Source organism: Paenibacillus antibioticophila (assembly GCF_000455265.1).
Classification (GTDB): Bacteria; Bacillota; Bacilli; order Paenibacillales; family Paenibacillaceae; genus Fontibacillus; species Fontibacillus antibioticophila.
This window is the reverse complement of the sequence record NZ_HG005139.1, coordinates 2,839,047-2,864,597: the sequence shown is the minus strand read 5'-3', so window position 1 is coordinate 2,864,597 and position 25,551 is coordinate 2,839,047. Positions and strand designations below refer to the sequence as shown.

Below are 25,551 nucleotides of genomic sequence, written 5' to 3'. Positions count from 1 at the left end.
AGTTGTCTAGAGGAGTAGACGTAGTTATGCAAGCTAAACACTATCAAGTCAAGCAGCGGTTAGTGGAAATGATTGACAACGGGGAACTGCGAATCGGCGAACGGATGCCATCGGAGCTGGTGATGGCCAAGGAGTTCGGCGTCAGCCGCGAAACTTTTCGTTCGGCTGTTCGCGCGCTGGAGCAGGAAGGAAGACTTCTCATCAAGCACGGGGTGGGAACGTTCGTGATCCAGCCGCTGCCGCTCATCTCAAGTTCGCTTGAGAAGCTGTCGAGCATCGGCTCGATGATTCAGGCCGCCCGGTTGGATGAGGGTGAGGAACGCATTCGGCTCAAGACGGAGCGATGCGCGCCGGAAGCTGCCCAAGCGCTGGGCATTCAGCCGGATGATCCAGTCATTATGCTGGAGCGGTTTCGTTCGGCCAACGGAGAGCCGGTTGCTTATTCGATCAACGTCATCCCCCGGCAAATCGCGGGGGATCGCTTCGATAACGGCCAGTTCGAAGGCTCGCTGCTGAAATTTTTCGAGAAGCAGCTTGGCCGCAAGATCGTGACGGCCGATTCGGAAATCAGCGTACCGCTGCATATCGACCGCAATTGCCAGCGGCTTCTGCTGCACCCGCAAACGACCGTGCTGCTGCTGAAGCAGACTCATTATGACGAAGTCAATCAGCCTGTCCTGTACTCGCTGGATTATTTGCGCAATGATGTCTTTACGTTCCGTATAAGACGCACGATCTAGCCGATTTGACCGCGAGGAGCCCGTTCTGTTTCTACAGAGCGGGCTCTTTTGCTTTTACAAAATATATAAATCGATTTGACAGTCGGCGAATACTTCTACGTTACGATATTGGCAAAGATGTCTATACCTCTTGAAAAATGGGAAGGGAGTCCTGTATGGGCTGGATAAAAAAAATAATCAAACCTTATTTGTTTATGTTGCCATGTTTGCTGTTTGTTATTTTGTTCACCTATTATCCGTTCGCCAAGACGGTCTACTTGGGATTTACTTTGGTTGATCTGAATGGAAACCCGGTTGAGTTTGTTGGGTTCGAAAACTTTATTAATCTTTTCAAAGATAAGATGTTAATCAATACCTTGTTAAATACGTTGGAATATACGGCGATAACGATTCCCGCTACATTTTTTATCAGTTTGGCTTTGGCGCTTTTGGCGGAAAAGAAGAGAAAAGGAAATCACATCTATCAAATTATGTTCGCACTGCCCATGGCGGTATCCATGTCTTCGGCAGTCATGATATTCCAACTGCTTATGAATCCGACAATCGGTATGTTTAACTATTTGACAGGCTTAGGCATCGACTGGTTTGGCGATGAAAAATATGCGATGGTGGGCATTTCGATTCTTAGCGTGTGGATGGGACTCGGATTCAGCTTTTTGTTTTTGCTTGCGGCGCTCCGCAATGTCCCGTCAGAGTTGCTGGAAGCGGCGGATATGGAAGGCTGCAACTATTTTCAGAAGCTGGTAAGCATAAAAATGCCCTTAATCTCTCCGACGATTTTTTTCTTGATTTGTACGGATTTGATCGGTTCATTGATGGTGTTCGGTCCCGTATGGATTATCACGAAAGGGGGCCCTATGGGATCTACGGAAACGTTGATGTACTGGATGTATATCGAGGCGTTTGAGAATGCGAAATACGGATACGGATCCGCCGTAGCGGTCTTAATCTTCGTCATTGTTATGCTGGTTACTTTGCTGAGCTTTGTCTATGAGAAAAAAGGAGTTCATTACACATGATGAGATCCAGGTATGTACACAAGCTGTTCATGAGCATTCTTTGTCTTCTTGTTGGATTGATTGTCTCCTTTCCGGTTATTTATTGCGTGGGAGTAAGCTTGATGAGCGCGTCTGACCTAAGCTCCTATCCTCCCAAGTTATTTCCAAGCACCTTATATTGGGAGAATTACAAGACGGTGTTTACGTCCACGCCTATTCTCCTATTTATGTGGAACTCCTTTTTGATCGCGTCGATCGGAACGATCGGAAGATTGATTACAAGCAGCTTAGCGGCATATTCCTTTGCTTTCTTCGATTTTAAGGGCAAACATTTTTGGTTTTTGATTATTCTTGGGACGATGATGATTCCGGGCGATATGCTCATTATTACCAATTACATCACCGTAGCGAATATGAAATTAATCAACACCTACGCAGGCGTTATGATTGTCATGATCGCCTCGGCCACGTTTATGTTTATGCTGCGGCAGCATTTCAAAACGATGCCGAGGGATTTCAGGGATGCTGCGTTTGTCGATGGCTGCGGGGATCTGCGTTTTTTTCTGAATATCCTGCTGCCGATGTCTAAATCCGTATTGTCGTCCATATTTATCGCTTCTTTTATCGGGCTGTGGAATGCATACTTATGGCCTTTATTGGTTACCAACACCGAGCATATGAGAACCGTGCAGGTTGGAATTACTATGCTCCAATTTGAAGAAAGTATGGTGTACGGCCCGGTAATGGCGGGGGTTACGGTCATTCTGATTCCATCGGTATTTATTTTCCTCGTATTCCAGAGGCAGTTAGTACAAGGGGTTACATTTTCCGCAATTAAAGGATAGGAGGTGTTGAAGTGAGCAGAGCGTTTACAGTGATGACATTCAATTTGCGTACAGCAGTAGCTACAGACCCTTATGTATGGGAAAAAAGAAAGCATTGGGTAGCCAAAATCATCGAGGACCGCAAGCCGGATTTGATCGGTACGCAAGAAGCGACTGTTCCTATGCTGGATTGGCTAAAAGACCGATTCCACGGAACCTATGACGTATATGGGGTTAACCGAACCCGTGCGGAAGAGGCGGGGGAATTCAGCGCTATTTTTGTTAAAAAGGACAGCTTTTCCATCTTGCGAAGCGGTTCGTTTATGTTGTCGGAAACTCCGGATGTGATCGGCAGTTTTGGCTGGGATGCCCAATGCGAAAGAATTTGTTCATGGGTAGAGCTTGCTATTCATGGCGAGACCAAGCCCGCGATAAGGTTTTTTAATACTCATTTGGATCATATAGGCAAGGTGGCTAGAACAGAAGGGTTGAGACTGATTTTGAAAAACATGCGGGAACAGAATCTGGACATCCCCTTACCGGTCATACTAACCGGCGATTTCAATGATACTCCGGAGAGCGGATTGCTCGATGTGATCCATGAATTCGAGCCTATGACAAGCTGCTTCGACCTTATGTCCGAGGAGGAGAAGAAACATAGCAGAACGTTTCATGGCTATCAGGGGGGCACGGAAGGCAGCCCTATCGATTACATTATGAGCAGTCAAGGGATTGACTTTAAATCCAGTGCGATTGTGAGAGACAAGGTTGAAGAGGGGTACACGTCGGATCATTATCCGATCGTGGCCCATATGGAAATGCAAGCAGATTAACCTGCCCATTCAGTCGCAGACCCAGCGCACTGATAGGTAGTTAATATAAAAAACACACATAACCATTAGGAGGATTTGGGAATGAGGAAAACCATTGCAGTACTAGCCGCATCGATCATACTACTTACCGGGTGCGGGACGAAAACCGACACAGCCACATCTACCAAGGACGCCAGCAGCAGCGCGGTGGCTGAAGTCAGCCATTCCGGATCTGTTAATTTAACATTTTGGCATGCCATGGGGGGCACGAATGAAGGTGTGGTTAAAGAAGTCGTCCAAAATTTCAACGATACGATAGGCAAGGAAAAGGGGATTGAAGTTACGCCGGTATTTCAAGGCAGTTACCAGGACTTGCTGAAAAAAGTAAAAGCGGCCGTCCAGGCGAAGGATACCAAAAACTTGCCGGATATCGTACAAGTTCCCGCATCGGACACGGCATATATCAAGGACGTGCCTAGTATTATCTGGGCGCAATCGATGATCGATAAAGACCCTTCTTTCAATATAGCGGATTTAGAGCCCAATACCGTTTCTTCCTTCAGCTTCAAAGGTAAATTGGCGGGCGTTCCGTTTGCCAACTCTACAGTTTTGTTGTACTACAATAAAAACATGTTTAAAGAAGCGGGGTTGGACCCGAATAAACCTCCTCAAACCATTGATGAAATGGGCCAATACGCCTCCAAGATGACGAAGAGGAACGGAGATCAAGTGACGCAATGGGGGCTTTCCGTAACGCCGGACCAATACCACTTATCGAGCTGGATCGGGATGCAGGGAGGCTATATCGGCAATAACAAAAACGGTCGTGAAGACACCATGACCCAAGTAGAATTTGATTCGACAGGGACGATGAAAGAATTCCTGACCACTTGGAAAAAGGCTGTGGAATACGGCGGCATTCAAACGGGCCCGGAAGTAAAAACGAACGAGGTTTTTGCTGCAGGAAAGCTGGGCATGTTCCTTAATTCTACAGCAGGAGTAAAAGGAACGTTAACCGCGGTGGGCGATAAATTTGAAGTAGGCACCGCGTTCTTGCCTAAGGTCCATGAAAGTGACAAAGGCGGAGTAGCAGTCGGCGGTTCGGCGCTGTACCTGGTGGACAGAGGCGAACCATCGAACATCGATGCCGCATGGGAATATATGAAATACAGCACTTCTCCCAAAACACAATTTACATGGCATACAGGCACCGGTTATTTTCCGGTCAACAAAAAAACCTATGATTTGCCTGAAATGAAGCAGCATCTGGAGGAAAATCCTTTATTTAAAACCGCAATCGAGCAACTGCACGCGTCGTCTCCGGAAACTCAGGAACCCATGAACCCGGTCTCCGGTGAATTCAACCGCGCGACAAAGGATGAAACCCTGGCCTATGTTACAGGCAAAAAAGATATCGACCAAGCCATTAAAGATATGGCCGCCGCCTCCAACAAAGCTTTGGAGGACTACAATAGAGTAAATAAAAAGTAATCCTTGTTAATCGTGCTGTAATGACAAATAGGAGACGTGCATGGGAAGCCTTGAACGGCCCGTGCACGTTCTTTTGTTGTAAATGGCCACGATTAAGGAGTGTGCTTGAGGGGATGCGGGGGCAGGATATCGCCGGATCGCCTATCCGATTTTGTTTACTTAGAGAGTATTATGCGAATATTGCATAAAATTCAAATCGCTCCGATCGTATACGGTAAACTTGTTTCGGGGGAGCTGCGCCAAGTTTTTTAACTCCTTACTTTGATAAGTTCATTAAGAGGGCGAGCTAATGAAGAATATTATAGAAGAATTATATTACGGTAATCTGCATCCCGAAGAGCATATAGTCCCCTCGAATCCCGAGTATCGTCCGTTGACTAGAAAGATCTCTGCATTGATGGAAGAAGCCAAACAAAGATTCTCGGAGGACGACTTCAAAACCCTTGAGGAGATTTTGGATTTGAATGGGGAATCTAGTTCTATGGTTGCGAGTGAGGCTTTTGTCCAGGGGTTTAGGATGGGGGCTTTGGTGATGTTGAAGGTGTTTTGGGGGGAGGGGATTGGGGGGCTTGGGAAGTGAACGTTGGTTGGTAGACTGGAATAAGGTAATTAATTTTGGTGTAAATCGATTTTCGAAAGGGCTTTCGCTACTCTATTAGCGGGAGTTTTTTGTTTTCGAGCAAATAATCATTTAATCGTCATATTATTCCATCTTATAGTAAAATATGACTAGAGGCAATTTAGACTAATCTAAAAGAGTTCGTGTATTCGACTATAATCGGCGATGTATGAGTTAAGATATTGCCGGAGCGAGCATCTTTAATGGCTCCGGACATCCTTTATCTTATCAAACGAGGGTTTTATTGAAAACATAGTAGTTATAGGAACGCTCCGAAGGCGGGGTATCTTATAACAAAGTGTTCACGCATCGGCGGATAAGCCGCCTCGGTCGCCAGTAGATTAGTCTGGGTAGTAGATTCAGGTGACACGACTGCTCACGTTGGTCGCTTATGTCGGTGGGACGTCGTGAACACAGGAATGTTAACTGCAATTCCTCAAAAACACTAAAAAAGAAGGAAGCAAGATGAAAAACCATAACGATGAGAAATTTGCTTTGGAGAATGCTGCTATAGACATATTTTTGAACCTTCTCAATATTCATCACCAAGATCAGTATGAATTAGTTGAAAGACGGGAAAGTCCAGATTTCGTTTTGAAAAGCCAGAATGGTGAATTACTTGGAATTGAAGTTGCGCACTTATTTTGCGATCCTGAAGAAGCCAAAATGTTACTAGGTAGATCTAATAATAAGATGCACGGAATAGAAGAATTTAGCGATCTTCTAAATGTTTTAAATAGTTTACTAAAACAAAAAGAAACAAAAGTATTAAAGTATGAAAGTACATATCCAACATCACTAGTGATTAGAAATGGTTCCCCAATTTTTGGTATGAGTGACCTATTAAGAGATAAAGAAAGGATATATCGACCAAGTATTTACAAGAATGTTTGGTTTGTTTCAAAAGATGGGAATTATAATGATTGGTTAATGAAGGATATTTTGACGTTTTAGAGAAAGATGTGAGGAACAGCAGATAACACCGGATTCCTACTGCAATATTTGCCTGGATCGCTACGAGGATTTTTATACGATACATTCAACGAGCTAAGTTATAGGAAATTAGCGGAAATAAAAATAAATGCCAATTACCCGAAATTTATTTCTTGTAAACAAAAGACAAGTGAATACATTAATTGAATGGAGAATTTTTCTTATGAAAAAATGTGCTTATTGCGGTACACAACTTGAGAGTCTTACTAAGGAGCATATTATTCCCTTTGGCTTATTAGAAATGTATCCGGATCAAGATGTTACTTTTAATTCAACAAGTTTAAAAAATCGTATCTATAAAGACAATCAAGGGCACTCTATCAAAGATGTTTGCGCTAATTGCAATAACAATTTACTAGGGAAATTGGATACTTATGGAGTAGATTTAATTCGGGAATACTTTTCTACTAAATATACGGAAGACTCAAGCATAAGAATCAACTACGACTACCACCTACTTCAACGATGGTTATTAAAGATAATCTATAATTCAATTCGGAGTTCTGAACTTGAAAGTAACTGGTTCAATGATCAACTTCAATATATTACACATGATATCCAAGAGAATTTACCACCAGTTTCGATTTTTGGGGGTATTCATGTCGATATGACGGCTTTTGGGGAAGATAAGGCTTTACTACTTAGTCCGCTGAGTTCTTATCAACCACTCTATATTTACCATTCCCCTGCAATACTAATCAACGGAGTTCTGTTTACTAGAAAACGTAAAATATCGATTGATCGGGATAAGATGAAATTCCACCGAGCGGACCAAGTAGTAACAATACGATTTGGGTCTGCTATGTTTTTAGTTATTTTATGGAAGAAAAGTATACTTTCGTACAAAATTGAGCAATTCAACACTGAATTTGAAACCTTATATCCGTATACATTATTTAGACCTAATCAAATTAATGTTGTTCTGCGAAGAGTTACCGATAGTATTAGTTGTTTGCAACCAGGAGTAATTCAAAGCAAAAAGGCAATGATTGAAGCAGACGAGCACATTAGAATGATATTAGGTGGAAGAAGTGTATCTGAAACGCAGGAAGAATGGAATAAAAATTGGTCAAAAGAAGATCAAAAAAGGGGGAGAATTTTGATTGATAATTTATGGTTTCCTGATAATAAAAGTGTGCAAAGAAAGTTCGAAGAATATTTCTCAAAGAACAAGTAATAAATCAAAATATCGGATGAAGTAAATGAGTTTAATGTTTGTATGTGTTTACATGGTGTCGCTAACTTCCTATAACACAGTATTAGACGAGGTCAAAGTTATACGAACTATGGGGCTTTGAACCCGCGTCCTATAAGGCTTTTTGCGACACTACCACTTCGCTTTTCTCGGACTTGCTTCGCCTAACTCTTTTGATTCTAGCCGATTTGCTCAGTGCATCTTTTTGTTATGATGCAGCAGAGTTATGTGCGGCTGTTGAGTTGTGGATAGCTCGAAGTATGGGAGGAGTCAAGTGGTGTGAAGTGTTTAAAGTCATTGATTTTGGAAAAGTAAGGGGATATGAGGTGTAAAGGCTCGGATTGTTAAACTAAAAAGGCTACATGGATGCTATTTGTCGATAATTTTTTCTAAATATTTGATTTAATAGAAAATACAATAAATCGCTAAGTTTATTAAAGAACGTTGTTTCGTCGAGCGAAAAGGGGATTTCATGATTGAAATACATTATTCCGAGCAATGCTCAGGGAGGGAATTTATCTTGTCAATGGAACCATTATTGCATCCAGAAAATTATACTATCGAAAAATGCAGTGTTGACCTACTTCACTATCTTAGGCAGTTTAAAGTAGAGGATGTATTCAGACTAATTGGTTATTCCTATATACGATTAAACCATGAAGCAACTACTTCTACTGGATATAAGATTCCACCTAAATTAATGATCAACTTACCTTTCATGTATGCCGAAAACGCATACAATGGAGTTAAAAGGATTTGTGATTATGACTCTTCCTTTAACCATATAGTAGATCTGCTAGAAGACCTTTATTACTGTCACTACAATGATGCAATAACAGGAGCAGATACAAATTATTTGCATGAAGACATAGCTTCAAATATGTATATGAATTTTCATTTTAACTTCCCTGACATATCTATAAGACAATACTTGGATTTTTTCTACAAACACAGTGATATACTAGAACACCATTTTAGGGTGGTTGAGTTATCCGGGGATCAGATTATCAGGGGTCTCCTATTAGTGCTAAATTACGAACGGGCATGTAAAAAGTTTTTAATACTGAGGATGCAAAAAAAGTGGCAAGAAATAAGTGACAGAGATTGTTTTGTTGCTGTACGATTTGATTCTGCAATTAACCAAAAGGTCCGAACATATTTTTCTACAGATTGCATTCGAATGTTACTAAACAAATTCAATATTCCGGCAGACCTATTTATCAATGCTATGTTTTTTAAAGTGCAGCAACAAGATGTAATTTCCTTTGAGTATCCTACCAATATTTACAAGAAATATAGAAGCTATATCGGAATAAAACATAACGAATCTATCTTGCTACCAAGAAATCATTATATTTTGGATCGCTTGTTTAATATTATTGAGGACAGTGAGTTGTATATTGATAAAAGAAAAGGAGATTACCTAGAAAATAGAGCTTACGAGATTATTTGCAATTTTTTTGGGAAAGAGAATGTTTATAAAAATTTATATGATGAGAATGGAGATGACCAAGATATAATTGTCTTATATAATGGTTATCTTCTATCCATTGAATGCAAAGCAACTAAATTAAAAGAAATTTTAATCAATAATGAAAAATCGAAAACAAGATTACAGAGAAACTTTAAGCCTTCATTACAAAAAGCTTATTCACAGTCTGAAAGAATTGCTATACATATGAAAAAAGGTACGGCGAAATTCTTCAATTCAAAAAATAAGGAAAAAAGAAAACAAATATTAGATTTAGCAACAATCAATATTACTGCCGTTAGAAGCATAGCTGTCACTCTTACTCCTTATCTAAATCTCGGTACGGATATTCATTTGATGCTAAAAAAAGAAGGTGTACTAAAGGAACCTTGGTCAATTGATATATTTTCTTTGGAGCAAATACTCCTTAAATGCAAGCACAATTTTAATATTGAATTTTTTATTGAGTTCCTTGATAATCGACTGGAGTTATTTGGTTCAGTTTTTTCAGTATCAGGTGATGAACTCAGTCATTTTGGAAATTACATTAGATATCGTGAATTGTTTAACCAGCGTATAGGAGGAGTAACTACACATTTAGGACCTGGATTTCGGAGTTTTGCCAACGACTATCTAGATTTAGATAACTACATGGTTTTTCATGATTATTTAGGTATTTAATTTTGTAGAGTATGGACTGGTATTGAATAACGGAGGTGTTCTCTTGAACAATAAAATCTTTTCTTGGAAAAGATTCTGGTATCCTCGAACAGATACAATCAATTTATCTGATGGCGGTTACCTCTACAATCCTGAATCTGAGTATGGGCATATATTTAATGAGCATGTTGTTCCTTTCGATAAATTATCAGAGGTTCCATGCTTAATTTTATTAGGGGAACCAGGCATCGGTAAAACAGAGGCATTAAGAAATATTGAGAATTCGGAAGAAAATCATACTCTCAAAATTGATCTTCGTTCGTATGGAACGGAAGACCGCTTAGTCCCGAATATCTTTGAGAACCCTTTGTTTGAGGCATGCCTGAAAGGAGAGCATCATCTACATCTTTTTTTGGATAGTTTGGATGAATGCTTACTGCGGATAGACTATGTAGCGGTTTTGTTGGCAGAAGAGTTTAAAAAATATAAAACCAACCCAAACCTAAAGAATCTTTTTCTAAGAATCGCCTGTCGAACAGCCGACTGGCCGAGTCTACTTGAAAGAGAGTTAGCGGACTTATGGGGAAATGATAACATCCAGATCATGGAGTTGGCACCATTACGAAGAGTGGACGTTTATAATGCAGCAGTTGACTTAGGTATAGATGCTGATAGGTTCATGAATGAAATATGGGAGAAAGAAGTAATTCCACTTGCAATTAAACCGATCACGCTAAAGTTTCTTTTAAATCTTTATATAAGGCATGGTAACTTTCCATCCACACAAAAAGAATTGTATTTGCAAGGCTGTGAGCTTCTCTGTGAAGAAACAAATGAAAGCAGAGTTGCATCTCGGAATACAGGGAGTATGAGAGCTAAGGATCGTTTGAAAGTAGCCTCGCGGATTGCAGCCTTGATGATGTTCTCTAATAAATATGCTGTGTGGCGTGGCATTAATTTGGGCGATGTTCCTGAGGAAGATATCACCATAAGTGATATTTCGGGCGAGCATCCGCAGCAAAGAGATGCTTCATTAATAATTCCTGAATCAGAAATTGAGGAAACTCTCTCTACAGGTTTATTTTCTTCAAGAGGGTTGAATCGTTTTGGTTGGGCTCATCAAACGTATGCGGAGTTTTTGGCAGCTTTATACGTCTCTCAAAGTGAACTGTCGCCTGTACAAATTATGAGTTTGATTGAACATCCTCTTGATTCAGAACGAAAGCTAATTCCGCAACTCCATGAGGTCTCAGCTTGGATAGCAACTATGAATGTAGACGTGTTTCGTCAAATCATAAAACGTGATCCACAGGTTCTTCTTCGAAGTGATGTGACAAGTGCGGACACGGAAGATAAAAAATCTTTGGTCGATGGTCTTCTAGAACTATATGATGCAGAAAAAATTAGAGATTGGGATTTTGATAACTATTTCTATAAATTGAATAACCCTGCTCTTGAACAACAAATTAAACCGTATGTGCTAGACCAACAGTGTAGTTATGTGGTACGGCGCGCTGCCATTCGAATAGCAAGAGCGTGTCAACTAAGCATATTACAGGATGATTTACTGAAAGTTGCGTTAAATCAGGATGAGGATTATCAAATTCGAACTCAAGCAGGTTATGCACTATCTGAGTTTGCAGATGAAGAGACTAAAAGGAAGCTTCTCCCATTGGCCAAATCTGAGGCAGGGGAGGATTCTGGCGATGAGTTGAAAGGTGCGGCACTTCGCGCACTGTGGCCCCAGCATTTATCCGGGGAAGAATTATTTTCTTTACTTTCTATTCCTAAACGCAGAAATTTTACAGGAATATACAGAATATTTTTGAACTATGAAATTCTTGAGAAGCTTCAAGTTAAGGATTTACCTGCTGCATTAAGATGGGTTCTAAAGTATGCTGTTGATGATCGATTTGATTCTCAAATTGATGATTTAGTGTATGGGATCCTGAACAAAGCAGGTCAGTATTTGGATTTGCATGATGTTCGTATAGCTTTTACTGATGTCGTACGTGCACGATTGGTACATTTCGATAATTTAAGTTATATTAAAGATTTATTACAAAATCCGAATATACGCCGAACACTCATTCTTTCATTGTTGAACAAAGAATCTGAACAGGAAGTTATTCTTTCATCTGCATTTTCTTGGCTCAGTAAGTCAGAGGATTTCCCGTGGATGCTTGAACAGCTGCAGAATGATATCGTCCCGGAGTTACAACAAAAATGGGTTATCTTGATAAAAAGGACATTTAATACGTCTAGTCCCGAGCAAGTGGAGTTGCTTAATCGTGCTATTCAAAACAACAAAATGTTAGCTGAACACTGCCAAGTTTTTTTTCAAAGTATCCCATTAGATTCTGAACAAGCTCATGAGTTAAAAGAAAGTTACATGAGGATAGCAAAATGGCAGAAGTCGAGAGATAATTATCCACCACTTCATCCATCTGTTGATGAAAGAGTCAGCTTACGTTTAGACGAGTTCGAAGCAGGGCATTTAGATGCTTGGTGGCGATTAAATTGGGATTTAGGAATTAAAGAAGAGAATAGGCGTGTGGAGGAATATGAGCCTAATATAAAAGCATTACCAAGCTGGAATAAGGTCAACGCTTATGATGAAGAGCGTATCGTGTCCGCTGCAAGGAAGTATTTGCTTGAGAAAAATTCGGAAGCCGCCAATTGGTTTGGAACGGATACTTGGTATAGGCCAGCCATGGCAGGATATAAGGCTTTAAGGTTGGTTTATGAGCAAGATTATGAATTTTTACTATCATTGACGTCGTCTCATTGGGAAAACTGGTCTCCAGTTATCTTTACGCAGTGGGTAACGCCAGAACGTGACGAAAGGATGATACATGATCAGTTAGTCAAGTTAGCTTACCTTAATGCTCCTGATAGGGTAATTTCAGATTTAATGCAACTTATAGATAAAGAGAATCAACAGCATTCTAATGTGTTTATTATTAGATCAATGAAGGAATGTTGGGATGCTCGATTAGGTGAAGGGGTTTTAAATAAGTTAAAGACGCAGAGTTTAATGCCCGAATCTATAAAGTGCTTACTTGATGAGTTGTTACGACGTCAAATAGATGGAGCAGAGGAGTATGCTAAGTCTTTAATCAAGCCCGAATTATTAGTTGCTGAAGACTCTCGTAAGCTAGCAATAATTGCTGCTGTCGTATTATTAAACAACTCTCGGAATGTCGGTTGGGATACAGTATGGTTACTTAAAGATACCTATCCCGATTTTGTTCAAGATGTTTTTCTTTCTTTTTCAAGTAGATTTGAAGGACACAAATTACTTCAATCTTTATCAGAGACAGCACTTGCTGATTTTTATATCTGGTTGGTAAAAAGATTTCCACATAAAGAAGATCCGAATCATGATGATGACGAAATGGCACATTGGGTAGGGCCTCGTGAAGAGATAGCTGATTTCAGGGACGGAATTTTACGCTACTTGTCAAACAAAGGGACATTAGAATCTTGTAATCAGATTGCACGGATAGTCTCGGAGTTGCCAGAACTTTCGTGGTTAAAGTGGACACTACTTGAAGCACAAAGTGTCACACGCCGTAGTACCTGGTCCCCACCAACTCCTATAGAAGTCGTCCAGCTATTGGGAAATAGGCACCGTAGGTTGGTTCAAAGTGAAAATCAGTTATTGGAAGTGTTAATTGAATCACTTAACAGGCTGGAGCAGAAACTACATGGAATTACACCAGCAGTAGTGTGGCTATGGAATGAAATCGATCAGAAGGAATACCGACCAAGATCTGAAAATGAATTCTCCGATTATGTAAAGCAACATTTGGAAGAAGATCTTTTAGGGAATGGAATCGTTGTTAACCGAGAGGTGGAAATACGGAGAAGCACTGGGTCATTACCTGGTGAGCGTACAGATATTCATGTTAATGCACTATTACCAGGAAGATCAAAGGGAACCTTTGAAGTCATTACAGTTATTATCGAGGTTAAAGGAAATTGGCATCGCGAGCTTTTTCAAGCCATGGAAACTCAATTAGTCAACAGATATTTAAAAGAGGGCAAATGTAAGTACGGCCTATACTTGATTGGTTGGTTTGAGAGTTCTAGGTGGGATTCAACTGATAATCGTAAATCTGCAATTCCATCATGTGGACTACAGGTTACCCAGGATACATTGAAAGATCAGGCTACAAATTTATCAAAGAAAGGGGTGAATGTTAGATCATTTGTAATGAATTTATGTTTGTAAGAACATTTTGCTGAAACGATACTTCGTAATGAGCATAGTAACCGTTCTTGCCACCTCCTTCCGACAGAGTTAAGCTAGAGCACACGCGTGAGATGAGTCGAAAGGAAGGTGAGCAAAAGTCGATGGAATTTCCGGCATGGTTTCAAGATGCAATCCAGGGGCGATTGGACTACATTTTAGCGAAGATTGAGCGGCATCCCAACATTCAAAAGCTACGGGACGAGAAGCAAGCTGCTTTTCGTAAGCTAGAGCTTGATATGAACGAACGGCAGAAATCGAACTTTTTGGACTGGGAGGAGAAGCAAACTTTAGCATTGGCGGTAAAAGCAGTAGGTTCTGTACATACAAGGATTAAAAGACGGCGCACAACTGGCATACGCGTTGCTCGACCGGGCCTCCGAAGGCAATTTTGAAGCGGAATAATCCGGCTATTAGGGCCATAGGACTGATACTCTTAGTAGGCTTAGCCCCGCGATATCCCATTTTGCGAAGGGGTTCGGAAAGTGCTTACGAAGTACATGAAGGCCAGAGGAAACTATTCGGAGGAATCGATCCTGTTCATAACACTAAACGGAAACGGGCTTAGCTCGCGGACAGTGCAGGAGAACTTGAAGACATATGGGTTGTCCGCCTACTTTAAGACAGTGAGAGTTCGTAGATACAAGAACGTTAGTCGAAATCCCCGCAAGATCGAAAAAGAGGGGGAGCTTAATTTTGAGAATTTATGGTAAAAGCCAGAGTGTGTTTGATGTACCAATCAATATAAATATTTCTTTAAATCTATTGAGAATGTATGGTTATAAAATTGATAAATTCTCCAGATTTGAATTATTCAAAAATAAATTTGATAGTCATTATATAAAGTCAATATTAAATAAGCAGTATTCAGTTGAAGATTCGATTAAACATGAACTTCTTTATGGTTATAAAGATTATTGGGAAATGCTAACTATTTCTCAATCTACAAATATCCTCTTTGTAACTGACAAAGGCATTAAAGATGAAATAAAGAATATTTTTAGTGGAGGTGTTTTAGAGGGTAAAGATTCGAGACCTTGGGATTATCAATTCCAATATCATTTGAGTTCATTATTTGAACAATCTGGTTTAAAAGTGAAATTGCAAGAACCTGATTATGTATTTGAATACAGAGGCAGAGAATACTCTGTTGCGGCGAAGAGATTGAATAGCAAAAATAACATACAGGCCAATATAGAGAAAGCAGAAAAGCAGATCAAACAATTTGATAATTATGGGTTCATTGCTTTATCACTTGATAAAATTTTTAAAGAAGCCAACCCAATAGTTCGTTTAACTAATCCTGAGTCTTCAATACGAAGGGCAAATGAAATTATTCAAAACATAATAAGAGAAGACTTTTTGGAGGGCTATTTTGGAAGAAGAACAGATCAAATACTTGGAATCATTGCTAGCATATCATTTCCGTATTTCTTAGATTCAGATAAACCATTATTTGAATTGGGTTATAGTTCATATTTAATGTTTCTTCCAATACAGCCGCCTGGTACAGCAAAGTGGAATGAAGTAATAGAGATTGGAGAAAAGCTTCAGAACTTTAAAATTCATATAACCGGATAAATTATAGTGGAATCAGAAGGAGGGAACTTCTTATAACATTTATATTCATGCTTCGGAGCGTTGTGGCTCCTCCGTCTGCGAGAGACAATTGGCAGGAAGCAGATTCAGCGGACACATCCGCACCGAATAACCCATCGTGGCCGGCTCCAGACGAAGCCTTAAGTCGGTGGGACTTCGTGAATATGGGAACCTTATGTGCAATTATTGCAGAGCAAAGGTTGGGAATTTGATGACTCATTATTTCAAGTATAAAAGAGAGAAAACGGGGACATGCAATATTTGTCTTGCTCAATCGAAACTCACATGGGACCACATTCCACCAAAAGGTGGCATTAAACTATCTGAAGTAGAACAAAAAAATATCCTGCAACATTTAACTGATTCTAAAAATAACAATTACGTGTTGTCTCAGAACGGAGTAAAGTATAGAACTATTTGCAGCACATGTAACAACGGTCTTTTAGGGGCAAAGTATGATGTGGTGTTAAATGCTTTCGCAAATGAACTGAGTTTATTCTTGAAGACTTCATTACAAATACCTCAAGTGGTAAAATTTAAGACTCAACCAGCAATGATTATTAAATGTATAATTGGTCATTTATTAGCAGCTAAAGGGGACTTAGAAAATAATTTAATTGATCATCATTTTAGAGATTACTTTTTAGATGATAGCAAGGTTGTTCCCGCGTATTATAAAGTTTTTTATTGGGTGTATCCATATAACAGTATCAAAATAATACGTGATATAGGAATGCCTTCAATAAGAGGTGATTTTAAATCTAAGTTTTCAATGTTCAGTACCCTAAGATATTTTCCAATTGCATTTTTAATTACGGATGCTGAGGAATATTCTGGTTTAAATGAAATGTCGAAATACTGCTCTAGGTCAATAGAGGACTTTGTTGAGATCCCAATAGATTTTACAAAAATATTTGACGAAAACTGGCCTGAATATGGGGAAAACAATTTTATTATGGGTGGAGAAAGTCTTCAGAGTGGTGTTTCGGCTGTACCTCGAGTAAAACATAATAGAATAAAGTAAGTATTTCAAAGATGGCAGTAATAGCGTATAACAACATATTAAACTCGGGCCATTCGTCCCTCAGTCCGGTCGGGGTTAGAAGTGAATTCGGGGAGGCAATTCCAGCAGCAGGGAAGCGCATCCGCGACTAACCGCATCGCGGCCGGCTGCTGGCACAACCTTAAATCGGTGGGACATCGTTAATACAGGAACATTATGTGATATACTCCACGAAAAAAAGCCGATATATCAAACTGTAATTAATGATCTATTCAATGATTTAGAAAACCTTTATATAATCTTTGTGAATTTATTTTAGGAGGGATCGTATGAATAGATATTATCCAGGTGACAGATATATTACTTCACAGAAATTAAAGGTTCCTTTTGACACTATTAGTATTGACGGTGAAGCTTTCCTTTTTCCTACGGCATTTATAACTCCAGAAGATCTGTAGATTTTGGAGGGAGTAAAGCCACAAGATTTATGAGAAAGCCCCTAAAATTCTAAAAAATGAGGAGAAGAAATGAAAAGAGTAAAATTTTACTCAATAAACGATTTGACTTATGGATATAATCTAAAAAAATGTCAGGATCTAATAAATGATTATGATACCGGTAAAAAAGTAGTAGAAGATATTAACGACATAATTGAAATATATAATGTTAAAAAGTATTTTGATAATGAAGTTTATTTTGAAGAATGGACTCCTGATTTTATTGAACGATTCAAGATAATAGTTAAAAAGTGTTTTGGTATTGCAGCTAGAAATTTTAAATCATCAATTAATGATGATACTATCATTAGCATCTATAATGTCGTTGATATTTACTACAAAAATGATTTTTGGGAGCTCTTTGAAAAATTAAAGGTCTATGAAAATATTTCACACGAAAAATTTCGAGAACTATTAAATATAACGAAAAGATCGCTATACGAAATAATGAGATGTAAGAATATAACAGATCATTTTGGTAAAATAATTAGAGAATATATGCTTAATAATCCCTCATCTGCCCAAATACTTCTGGATAAATATGAACTAAAGCATAATCGAGAAAAGGATCCAATATTTATTCCGAGAGAATTAAATAATTCAGACAAAGAAACTATTATCTGTAATTATATTGACAGTGAAGACCCTAATTTGAATTATCTAAGACTAATTACCAATATTCAAAGTAGTAAAGATAAGCTCGAAATTTCGCCGAAAACTATATTGAAGTCAAAAAGAAAAGTTGAAGAGCTAGAAAAACAATTTTTTAAAGATAACTCTGGTATGAAATTTGAAACCACTGTCATTTTTTCCAAATCACAAGATGAAGAAGTTTTACTAAACTTTGAAGGTCGATCAATATCTGCTAGCTACAGCACCAAGTGGATTGAGAGGAATACCGATTATGCTACATTACTAAATAATTTTATATTTCTGTTTGAATTTGTAGATACACAAATGAGGTGTACCCTTACTAATAAATCGAGTGAGATGGGGATATTTGAACAATTATTTATGTCTTCCCAAAATGCTTATAATAAAGGATTTGCATTTGAACAAAAGGATGCGTTCTCATTACTACAAATGGCAGGTTATTATAGCCATCTCTTTAGTATTGGTATAAGGTTGGAGGAAGTTATTGAATGGTTTTTTGAAAATTACCTTGCTAATGAATTTGATGAACATGACTTCAAAGTAACTATGCCTTCAGCTAACTCAACTTTTCTCGAAAAGTGTACCAATATTATGCCAGCATTGGAATCAGTATTGAAACAATTTACTTTATATGTTGAGGAGGGGCATATTGACTTCGAACTCCTTGAGATAAGATCTGAACATCTAATATACAAGAACATTCCATCAATTGTTGACAAAAAATATGTCTATGGTTCAGGTAGTGAGTTTAACTCAGTAACCTTTTTACTTTTTTCAGATCAAAGCGGTTTGGGATATCATGAAGAATTTGAAGAAAAATATAACAATTTTTTTGAATTACTGTCTAATGAAAAAATAAAATTAAATGAAATCGCAAACTATAATATTTCGAACGTTAACTGGCTAATAGATCTTAAGTATCTGGCAGTTGATAAAGAAGAATACATTGTTTTTAACAACAAGCAACTGATTTTTATACTTAAGAATCTATATATGAACGATGTGATAAGCTACTGGAAATGTTCGGAATTTAGTAGAACAATTATTGATGATTTAGAAAAAAGAAATGTGGTTGAAATTGAAAGTTCTCTTTTTTCGAGACCGGAACAAGATTACATAAACTATACACTTAACAAGTCACATTTCAATAATGGACTAGACTTAAGAAATAAATACAGTCATACTCAACCAAATAGTGGGGATGATGAAAGGATCCACAATCAAAATTACTTGATATTTTTAAGGTTGTTTATTATTGCAATTATAAAAATTAATGATGATTTTTGTACATATAAAGAGCTTGAAGGAAATGAGAGAGAGTAATACAAGTCTCAAGGAATATTACACCTCCAGTGATATCTCCAATTCCTTTAGATCAATCACAGCTTTCAACCTCATAAGAATGTCTAGACCGAGAAGTCCGTTGATTTGACCTTGAGGACCGACGACGCCAAAATCTAACTTGGTTTTGTTGAGCTTAATGTCTCCTAGTGTTATTCCGTCAACCTGTTTGGAGAAAAAGTTGTGCAGGCTGCCGCCGACTCCGTAATGTACATAGTCCTCAAGTTCTGCAAAAATACCGATCTCCTCAACAACATCAGGGAAATTATTGTTTCCGCAGCTCCCGTATCAATGACGATATTATCGATGACTAGGGAGCTTCCCCTAAAGAAAATCTCCAGAGACGTAAATAAAAGCCCATCTTTATACTCGATTTTTATCATATTGACCTCTGAATCCAAATAATTGCTTGATTTGAATTTCGATCTTTTCTTTCCCCGTGTGATAGACGAGGATGTCGTTCTTGGATCGAACCAGTTCGCGGGTGGCTTCTTTCTCGTCATCAAAGTCCTGAATCACGGCCACCTCTTCAACATACCGCACCTGATTTTCAATGCGGGATTTTAAAATCCGGAGTTTCACAAAACGATCGGGGTATATTTTGCGAACTTCATTCCAGTTCATCGTTCATACCTCCCTATGAGGATCTTATACCTCAATAATATCATTCTTGAAAGTAAAGGGCACTCTTGAATTCCTCCGCAATCTCGAATCATAATAAGATATTCCTAAGATAGACAAGAGGAACGGTTCCGGTTTTGAGGTTTGCCGGCAGGTACGGCAGGTTTCGAAGGTCCCCGATAGTTTTTCTGACGGCGTCGGACGAGGAAGTGAAATATGGTCATGGGGCTGGATATGGGCGGCGACGATTATATTGCTAAGCCGTTCGAAGGATTTTGGCGCGGCGGAGGCGGAAATGGCGTCAAATAGCATCAAGGTCCTGCTGCTGAGAAGCTACTTCAATTCTGCGTAAAAATGAAAAGCGTGGTGTAGTAATTATATGAACATACCTATATTAACCACAAAGCTGCATATTCCTCCAGCGCGATCGAAAGCGGTTTTACGCTCGCATTTGTTCGAACGCTTGTCTGAGGGGCAGCAAGGAAAGCTAACGCTAATCTCCGCTTCTGCCGGCTATGGTAAAACCACGTTGGTCAGCGAGTGGCTGGCTGACTGCAGACGTCGGGCCGCTTGGTTGTCGCTGGATGAAGGTGACAATGATCCTGGGCGATTTCTCCTTCATCTTATCGCTGCCATAAAGAACATCGTTGACATTAACGACCAAGGTGTATGGAAAGCGCTGCAATCTCCGCAACCGTTGCCAATCCCATACATCCTTACTGCTTTAGTCAATGCAATATCATCCGGTTCAGATTCATTTATTCTCGTTCTTGATGACTATCACGTCATTGAATCTCAAACTGTGCATGATGCTCTGTCTTTTCTGATCGATCATCAACCGCTACAGATGCATTTGATCATCATGACGCGCGAAGAGCCGAAGCTGCCGATCGCCAGATTACGGGCAAAAAACCGATTAACCGAACTGCGTGGAAACGACCTGCGTTTCACCCGGGATGAAGCGACGTTATTTTTTAACCAAATCATGGGGCTTCATTTATCATCGGCAGAGGTGTTTGCTCTGGAGGCACGCACAGAAGGGTGGATTGTCGGGCTGCAATTAGCCGCGATCTCTATGCAGGGCTGTTCGAATACGACCCAATTCATTTCGTCCTTTACCGGCAGCCACCGTTTTGTGTTGGACTATTTAATGGAGGAAATCCTTATGCAGCAATCCGAAAAGGTTCAGACCTTTTTGCTTCATACCTCCATTCTTGATCGATTTTGCGGCTCCCTCTGTAATGCCGTTCTACCGCAGGGGATGGGAGGAGATGAAATCCTGGCGTATCTTGAGCGTTCCAACCTCTTTGTGATCCCGTTGGATAGCGAGCGTCATTGGTACCGTTACCATCATCTTTTTGCCGATTTGTTGCGACAGCGTTTGTATCATGCCAACAAGGACAGGGCCGAGGAGATCGCCGTTCTACATACCCGGGCAAGCCACTGGTTTGAAGAGAATGACCTTGAGATCGAAGCTTTTCAGCAGGCTGTAGCGGCTCAGGATGTGGATCGGGCTGCCACATTAATCGAGGGAAAGGGAATGCCTCTACATTTTCGTGGCGCCGCTCAGCCTGTATTAAATTGGTTGAAGCGCCAGGACGCGTCCACGCTGAACGAACGGCCGTCGCTCTGGGTGATTTATGCCTCCGCCTTATTGATGATCGGCCAAGTGGACGGAATCGAACAAAAACTATTCGCTGCCGAAACGGCCATGAAACCTATCGATCCCGATGAGGCAGATCATGATTTAATCGGGCATATGGCATCGATCCGGGCCACGCTTGGAGTCATCCGGAACGAGACGGATACCATTATTGCCCAATCCCTCCTCGCGTTGGAGCATCTGCATCCGAATAATCTGCCTGTGCGCGCGGCGACAAGCTGGACGTTAGGCGTTGCCTACCAGCGGCAGGGCAATCGCGCTGCAGCCAGACGAGCTTATACCGAAGCCTTATCGATCAGCAAGCGAATGGGACACCTGATTATCACGCTTATGGCAACTTTAGGTACAGGCCAGATCCAGGAACTCGACAATCAGTTGAACCTGGCCGTGCAAACCTATAAACAAGTGATTGAACTAGCTGGCGAACCGCCGTTGCCGGCTGCTTGTGAGGCATACTTGGGCATGGCTCGCATCTTCTATGAATGGAACGATTTGGAGGCAGCCGAACAGCATATCCAGCAGAGTATCCTGTTGGCCAAGCAGATCGAAAACACGGATAGGCTATCCGATAGTGAATTATTTGCGGCAAAATTGAAACTCGCCAGACAAGATATTTTAGCATCGGAAGCTTTGTTGATTAAAGCTCGTCATGAAGTGCAGGAACGATCCTTTCCTCATCTTTTGGGTGAAGTTCAACATTTGGAACTTCTTATTTCTCTTCATCACGGCAACGTTCCGGAAGCCGTCAAGCAATTGGAAACTAGTGAATGGCCTGTTCTGCAGTCAAGAATCCATATGATCCAAGGGAATGCAAGCGCGGCTCTGACCATACTGGCTACTTTGTATGACCAAGCGAGAGCGAAGCAATGGAAGAACGAACAGCTTAAGCTTCTTGTACTCCAAGCCTTAGCCTTTCAGGTCCAAGGCAATGTGGAGAGGGCGCTTCAAAGATTAAAAGATGCTTTGACACTGGCAGAGGATGAAGGTTTCGTTCGTCTTTTTGTTGACGAGGGTAAGCCCATGCTTGATTTGTTAACGGAAGCGGCTACCCGTCGGATCCAGCCGGAATATACCGGGTTTTTACTGTCCAACATGTATCATGAACAGAGGCTCAATGATTTCGCGATTCACAGTCCCCCCATCCGCTTCGAACCTTTCATCGATGCCTTAAGCCAGCGTGAGCTGGAAGTTCTGCAACTGATTGCCCAAGGCCTCTCCAATCAAGAAATAGGGAATCGGCTTTTCCTGGCCTTAAGTACAGTGAAGGGGTATAATCGCAATATTTTTGACAAATTGCAGGTTAAACGGCGAACCGAAGCGATCGCACGTGCCAGAGAGCTCGGCCTGATATAACTGACTCCGGTCTTAAGCAATGCCTAAAGGCAAGGCTTGGGACTTTTTTAGTTCGAACCAACTTTAATACTTTAGTATCTACTCGGTCATACCTTGCAGACAATATGCTATTTGTAAAACACGCTGGCTGATCATCAGGTAAAAGGGGGGGCGTCATGCAAACCAACAGAAAAACGGCAGTCTATCTTGGGCTGCTGCTCATCTTCAGTTTTATTTTTGGAATATTTAGCTCCGCTCCTGCATTAGAACGTTCGGATTACCTTGTAAAGTTGTCAGAAATCGAAATGCAAGTTTTGGTGGCCACCTTTTTTCAAGCGGCAATGGCTGTAGTTTATGTCACGATAACCGTATTGGTATACCCAATCCTTAAAAAATACAACAAAAGTCTGGCGGTGGGATATTTCGGTTTCAGGATCATTGGCTCCGGCTTTCTCTTTGCCGGTATAGGCTCTCTGCTTCTTTTATTAGAGGTGAGTCAGAGTTCTGCAGCTGCCAGCCAAGCTGACTTATCGTATCTTGAAGTTATCGCTGAATTGCTTAGACAAGGCAGAGATATTCTGAATCATATAGGGATGATATTGCCCTGGAGTATTGGCGGCCTGATCCTCTATTATAGCCTATATAAATTTAGACTTATCCCAAGATGGTTATCGATAGGGGGGATGATCGGGTCTACCTTGACTCTTCTGGCTACGTTGCTGTTGATGTTGAACATCATTAAATTAGCGAGCCCGGTCTACTTTATCCTAAATGCGCCAATAGCTATTTGCGAGCTGTTTCTCGCTGTACTCCTAATATTCAGAGGTTTCAATCAAGTTAAAGTGTGAGAACAACCTCTTAAAATAAAATCTAATGAAAACGGAGATGGAATATGAGAGTATTAGTGCTTGGGGCAAGCGGCGCTACCGGCAAACAAGTCGTCAGGCAATTCATTAAAAGACAAATCCCTACTCGGATTCTCATCCGAAAAAGTGCAGTTCTTCCCACAGACTTACTAGAACATCCATTAGTGGAAATCGTAAAGGGGAATATCAACGAATTAAATGACGCTGAAATGAAGCAGCTTCTACGTGATTGTGATGTCATGATCTCCTGTCTTGGTCATAATCTAACGCTCAAAGGGATGTTTGGCAAACCTCGTGATTTGGTATTTGATGCCATCCAAAGAATCTGCGAAATCGTCCCAAAAAGGGCCGACAAAAGAGTGAAACTCATCCTGATGAGTACAGTAGGTTACACGAACACGTTATCGGGAGAGACAAATTCACTGGGAGAAAAAATCATCTTATCCATACTAAAGCTTTTACTTCCTCCTCATCGAGATAATGTGAAGGCAGCCAATTATTTGATTGCCAAAATGGGTAAAAAAGACGAAAATGTCGGATGGGTTGCCGTACGGCCGGATACATTAGTCGATCATGATGAAGAGAGTCCCTATGATGTTTGTGAAGCTCCGGTAAGAAGCCCCATATTCAATGCGGGTAAAACAAGCAGAATCAATGTAAGTCATTTTATCGCTGAACTAGCGACAGATGATAAGATGTGGAAGGATTGGGAATTCAAAACTCCGGTGATTTATAATAAATAGAGAGGCGGCGCACCCGAACGATCGCCGTTTCGACATGGGGAGACCGGCGCAGCATCAACTATCTGGCTCCGTTTCAGCAGGACGGTTAGTGGACGTGGTCATACAGTGATTACAAAATAAGGCGGAGAAAGTAACACTTCCTTAATGGAACGGTAAGGGACAGCAGTCGCATCATAACCTTTTGAATTGACTTGGCGGCCGAATGTTGTAACAAAGTCTCTGATCGCGTTAAAATAACTATAAATGAAACGCTTTAAAAAACGGGGGCTTCGCCGTGACGATGAAACGGATCGACTTGTCTAGGAACGCGATTGACATATACGAGCAGAAGCATATGAATGGCCATCTTGTGTCAGAGCATTATCATTCGACGCACCAACTGCTGTTTGTGCTGGAGGGCGAAGGCGCGATCCGGCTGAACGGGGAGGCACGAAGGCTGGCCGTGGACGATACGGCGCTGATTGTGCCGTATTCCGTTCACTCGGTCATGTCCGACTCCAGGCTGACCTTGCTAGTGTTGGCGTTTGACGAGGAGGTCCTCGATAAAGATATGAGGGAGCAGTTGCTCCACATCTATTTCTCTGATTCTTGCTTGTTAAAGCCGGGAAGGTTTACTGCGAGCGAGCTCCGCCAGTTGCTGAGAAAAATGCTGTTCGAGCAGTCCAGAGAGTCGTCACCGCTTGTCCGGCTTTCACTCAAGGTACAATTATCTCAACTGCTGCTCTTGCTGGTTAGTTCTGTCGAGACAGAGGCCGCTGGAGCAGGCTCCAGCTCCAACAGGCTTCGCGCCGAGAAAATCCGCGGATACATTGATTCGAAGTATTTCGATCCGCTGACCGCAGGGGATATCGCCTCCAAGCTGGGCATCAGTACGCGGCACCTGAACAATATTTTTAAAGAACGGTATGACATGACGCCAATTCAATACTTAACCGAGGTGCGTATCCGCGTCGCCCAGAAGCTGCTGGAGGAGACGAACAATGACGTCATTTCCATCTGCTTCGAGGTCGGCTACGACTCTGTGTCTACGTTCTACCGGTCATTCAAAGCCATTGCCAAAGTGTCGCCGAAAATGTACCGGGAGCTGAACGCCCGTGCAAGCCAAGTAGGCAGAGAGCTTGCGTCCAATTGATTGAGATACGATAATTCCCTTAATCCCCCATCGGCTGAGCGC

General features: G+C 40.8%; 20 protein-coding genes and 1 pseudogene. 20 read left to right on the top strand and 1 reads right to left on the bottom strand.

Translation table 11 applies throughout. The features are described 5' to 3' along the window. Positions 1–26 precede the first annotated feature (26 nt). The 15 genes from TX85_RS13105 to TX85_RS13030 all read left to right on the top strand — a co-directional run bounded on the left by TX85_RS13105 (position 27) and on the right by TX85_RS13030 (position 19,134). A complete protein-coding gene (locus TX85_RS13105) occupies positions 27–740 on the top strand; it encodes a GntR family transcriptional regulator (protein WP_044479547.1) in 714 nt (237 codons plus the stop codon). Between the two features lie 194 nt (positions 741–934). Beyond that, positions 935–1,759 carry a carbohydrate ABC transporter permease gene (locus TX85_RS13100; RefSeq protein ID WP_233500705.1) on the top strand — a complete coding sequence of 275 codons (825 nt, stop codon included), beginning with the start codon at positions 935–937 and terminating at the stop codon, positions 1,757–1,759. Continuing rightward, on the top strand, positions 1,756–2,583 hold the full coding sequence (locus tag TX85_RS13095; protein WP_049894924.1) for a carbohydrate ABC transporter permease: 828 nt from the start codon (positions 1,756–1,758) through the stop codon (positions 2,581–2,583). Before TX85_RS13100 ends, TX85_RS13095 begins: the two co-directional genes overlap by 4 nt. Before the next feature lie 11 nt (positions 2,584–2,594). Next, entirely contained in the window at positions 2,595–3,395 is an 801-nt protein-coding gene (locus tag TX85_RS13090) for an endonuclease/exonuclease/phosphatase family protein (protein WP_049894923.1), read from the top strand. 81 nt (positions 3,396–3,476) lie between these two features. Next, entirely contained in the window at positions 3,477–4,865 is a 1,389-nt protein-coding gene (locus TX85_RS13085; protein WP_044479544.1) for an ABC transporter substrate-binding protein, read from the top strand. Between the two features lie 289 nt (positions 4,866–5,154). Then, entirely contained in the window at positions 5,155–5,445 is a 291-nt protein-coding gene (locus tag TX85_RS13080; RefSeq protein WP_044479543.1) for a DUF6809 family protein, read from the top strand. A gap of 504 nt (positions 5,446–5,949) precedes the next feature. Then, positions 5,950–6,438 (top strand): hypothetical protein, encoded by a 489-nt coding sequence (locus TX85_RS13075; RefSeq protein WP_044479542.1) that lies wholly within the window; start codon positions 5,950–5,952, stop codon positions 6,436–6,438. Positions 6,439–6,640: 202 nt separating this feature from the next. After that, positions 6,641–7,654, top strand: coding sequence for a hypothetical protein (locus TX85_RS13070; RefSeq protein WP_044479541.1), 1,014 nt, complete (start codon positions 6,641–6,643; stop codon positions 7,652–7,654). A 538-nt stretch (positions 7,655–8,192) separates the two neighbouring features. After that, positions 8,193–9,824, top strand: coding sequence for a hypothetical protein (locus TX85_RS13065; protein WP_044479539.1), 1,632 nt, complete (start codon positions 8,193–8,195; stop codon positions 9,822–9,824). Between the two features lie 43 nt (positions 9,825–9,867). Then, positions 9,868–14,040, top strand: coding sequence for an NACHT domain-containing protein (locus TX85_RS13060; RefSeq protein ID WP_044479537.1), 4,173 nt, complete (start codon positions 9,868–9,870; stop codon positions 14,038–14,040). Positions 14,041–14,132: 92 nt separating this feature from the next. Further along, positions 14,133–14,453, top strand: a complete 321-nt coding sequence (locus tag TX85_RS13055) for a hypothetical protein (protein ID WP_044479536.1) — start codon at positions 14,133–14,135, stop codon at positions 14,451–14,453. 301 nt (positions 14,454–14,754) lie between these two features. Continuing rightward, on the top strand, positions 14,755–15,639 hold the full coding sequence (locus TX85_RS13045; RefSeq protein ID WP_044479532.1) for a hypothetical protein: 885 nt from the start codon (positions 14,755–14,757) through the stop codon (positions 15,637–15,639). Between the two features lie 229 nt (positions 15,640–15,868). Next, positions 15,869–16,681 (top strand): hypothetical protein, encoded by an 813-nt coding sequence (locus tag TX85_RS13035; protein ID WP_044479529.1) that lies wholly within the window; start codon positions 15,869–15,871, stop codon positions 16,679–16,681. 308 nt (positions 16,682–16,989) lie between these two features. Beyond that, a complete protein-coding gene (locus TX85_RS27975; RefSeq protein WP_262362637.1) occupies positions 16,990–17,118 on the top strand; it encodes a hypothetical protein in 129 nt (42 codons plus the stop codon). A gap of 69 nt (positions 17,119–17,187) precedes the next feature. Beyond that, positions 17,188–19,134 carry a hypothetical protein gene (locus tag TX85_RS13030; protein ID WP_233500704.1) on the top strand — a complete coding sequence of 649 codons (1,947 nt, stop codon included), beginning with the start codon at positions 17,188–17,190 and terminating at the stop codon, positions 19,132–19,134. Between the two features lie 381 nt (positions 19,135–19,515). Here the strand turns inward: TX85_RS13030 and TX85_RS13020 are convergent, their stop codons facing one another. Beyond that, entirely contained in the window at positions 19,516–19,776 is a 261-nt protein-coding gene (locus TX85_RS13020) for a hypothetical protein (RefSeq protein ID WP_044479528.1), read from the bottom strand. Between the two features lie 170 nt (positions 19,777–19,946). Between TX85_RS13020 and TX85_RS28190 the strand changes: the two are divergent. The 5 genes and pseudogenes from TX85_RS28190 to TX85_RS13000 all read left to right on the top strand — a co-directional run. Continuing rightward, positions 19,947–20,040 (top strand): annotated as a pseudogene (locus TX85_RS28190) (DNA-binding response regulator); the annotation flags it as partial. 196 nt (positions 20,041–20,236) lie between these two features. Then, positions 20,237–22,789 (top strand): LuxR C-terminal-related transcriptional regulator, encoded by a 2,553-nt coding sequence (locus TX85_RS13015; protein ID WP_324607078.1) that lies wholly within the window; start codon positions 20,237–20,239, stop codon positions 22,787–22,789. A 155-nt stretch (positions 22,790–22,944) separates the two neighbouring features. Continuing rightward, positions 22,945–23,616, top strand: a complete 672-nt coding sequence (locus TX85_RS13010; protein ID WP_044479526.1) for a DUF4386 domain-containing protein — start codon at positions 22,945–22,947, stop codon at positions 23,614–23,616. A 44-nt stretch (positions 23,617–23,660) separates the two neighbouring features. Further along, complete coding sequence (locus TX85_RS13005) at positions 23,661–24,377, top strand: NAD(P)-dependent oxidoreductase (protein WP_044479525.1); 717 nt, start codon at positions 23,661–23,663, stop codon at positions 24,375–24,377. Between the two features lie 280 nt (positions 24,378–24,657). Beyond that, on the top strand, positions 24,658–25,509 hold the full coding sequence (locus tag TX85_RS13000; protein ID WP_233500747.1) for an AraC family transcriptional regulator: 852 nt from the start codon (positions 24,658–24,660) through the stop codon (positions 25,507–25,509). Positions 25,510–25,551 lie beyond the last annotated feature (42 nt).

Bases quoted from the DNA above. Each gene is read 5' to 3' on its own strand.
- TX85_RS13105 (WP_044479547.1), top strand. From the start codon at position 27: ATGCAAGCTAAACACTATCAAGTCAAGCAGCGGTTAGTGGAAATGATT.
- TX85_RS13100 (WP_233500705.1), top strand. From the start codon at position 935: ATGTTGCCATGTTTGCTGTTTGTTATTTTGTTCACCTATTATCCGTTC.
- TX85_RS13095 (WP_049894924.1), top strand. From the start codon at position 1,756: ATGATGAGATCCAGGTATGTACACAAGCTGTTCATGAGCATTCTTTGT.
- TX85_RS13085 (WP_044479544.1), top strand. From the start codon at position 3,477: ATGAGGAAAACCATTGCAGTACTAGCCGCATCGATCATACTACTTACC.
- TX85_RS13080 (WP_044479543.1), top strand. From the start codon at position 5,155: ATGAAGAATATTATAGAAGAATTATATTACGGTAATCTGCATCCCGAA.
- TX85_RS13075 (WP_044479542.1), top strand. From the start codon at position 5,950: ATGAAAAACCATAACGATGAGAAATTTGCTTTGGAGAATGCTGCTATA.
- TX85_RS13070 (WP_044479541.1), top strand. From the start codon at position 6,641: ATGAAAAAATGTGCTTATTGCGGTACACAACTTGAGAGTCTTACTAAG.
- TX85_RS13055 (WP_044479536.1), top strand. From the start codon at position 14,133: ATGAGTCGAAAGGAAGGTGAGCAAAAGTCGATGGAATTTCCGGCATGG.
- TX85_RS13035 (WP_044479529.1), top strand. From the start codon at position 15,869: ATGACTCATTATTTCAAGTATAAAAGAGAGAAAACGGGGACATGCAAT.
- TX85_RS27975 (WP_262362637.1), top strand. From the start codon at position 16,990: ATGAATAGATATTATCCAGGTGACAGATATATTACTTCACAGAAATTA.
- TX85_RS13030 (WP_233500704.1), top strand. From the start codon at position 17,188: ATGAAAAGAGTAAAATTTTACTCAATAAACGATTTGACTTATGGATAT.
- TX85_RS13020 (WP_044479528.1), bottom strand. From the start codon at position 19,776: ATGAACTGGAATGAAGTTCGCAAAATATACCCCGATCGTTTTGTGAAA.
- TX85_RS13010 (WP_044479526.1), top strand. From the start codon at position 22,945: ATGCAAACCAACAGAAAAACGGCAGTCTATCTTGGGCTGCTGCTCATC.
- TX85_RS13005 (WP_044479525.1), top strand. From the start codon at position 23,661: ATGAGAGTATTAGTGCTTGGGGCAAGCGGCGCTACCGGCAAACAAGTC.
- TX85_RS13000 (WP_233500747.1), top strand. From the start codon at position 24,658: ATGAAACGGATCGACTTGTCTAGGAACGCGATTGACATATACGAGCAG.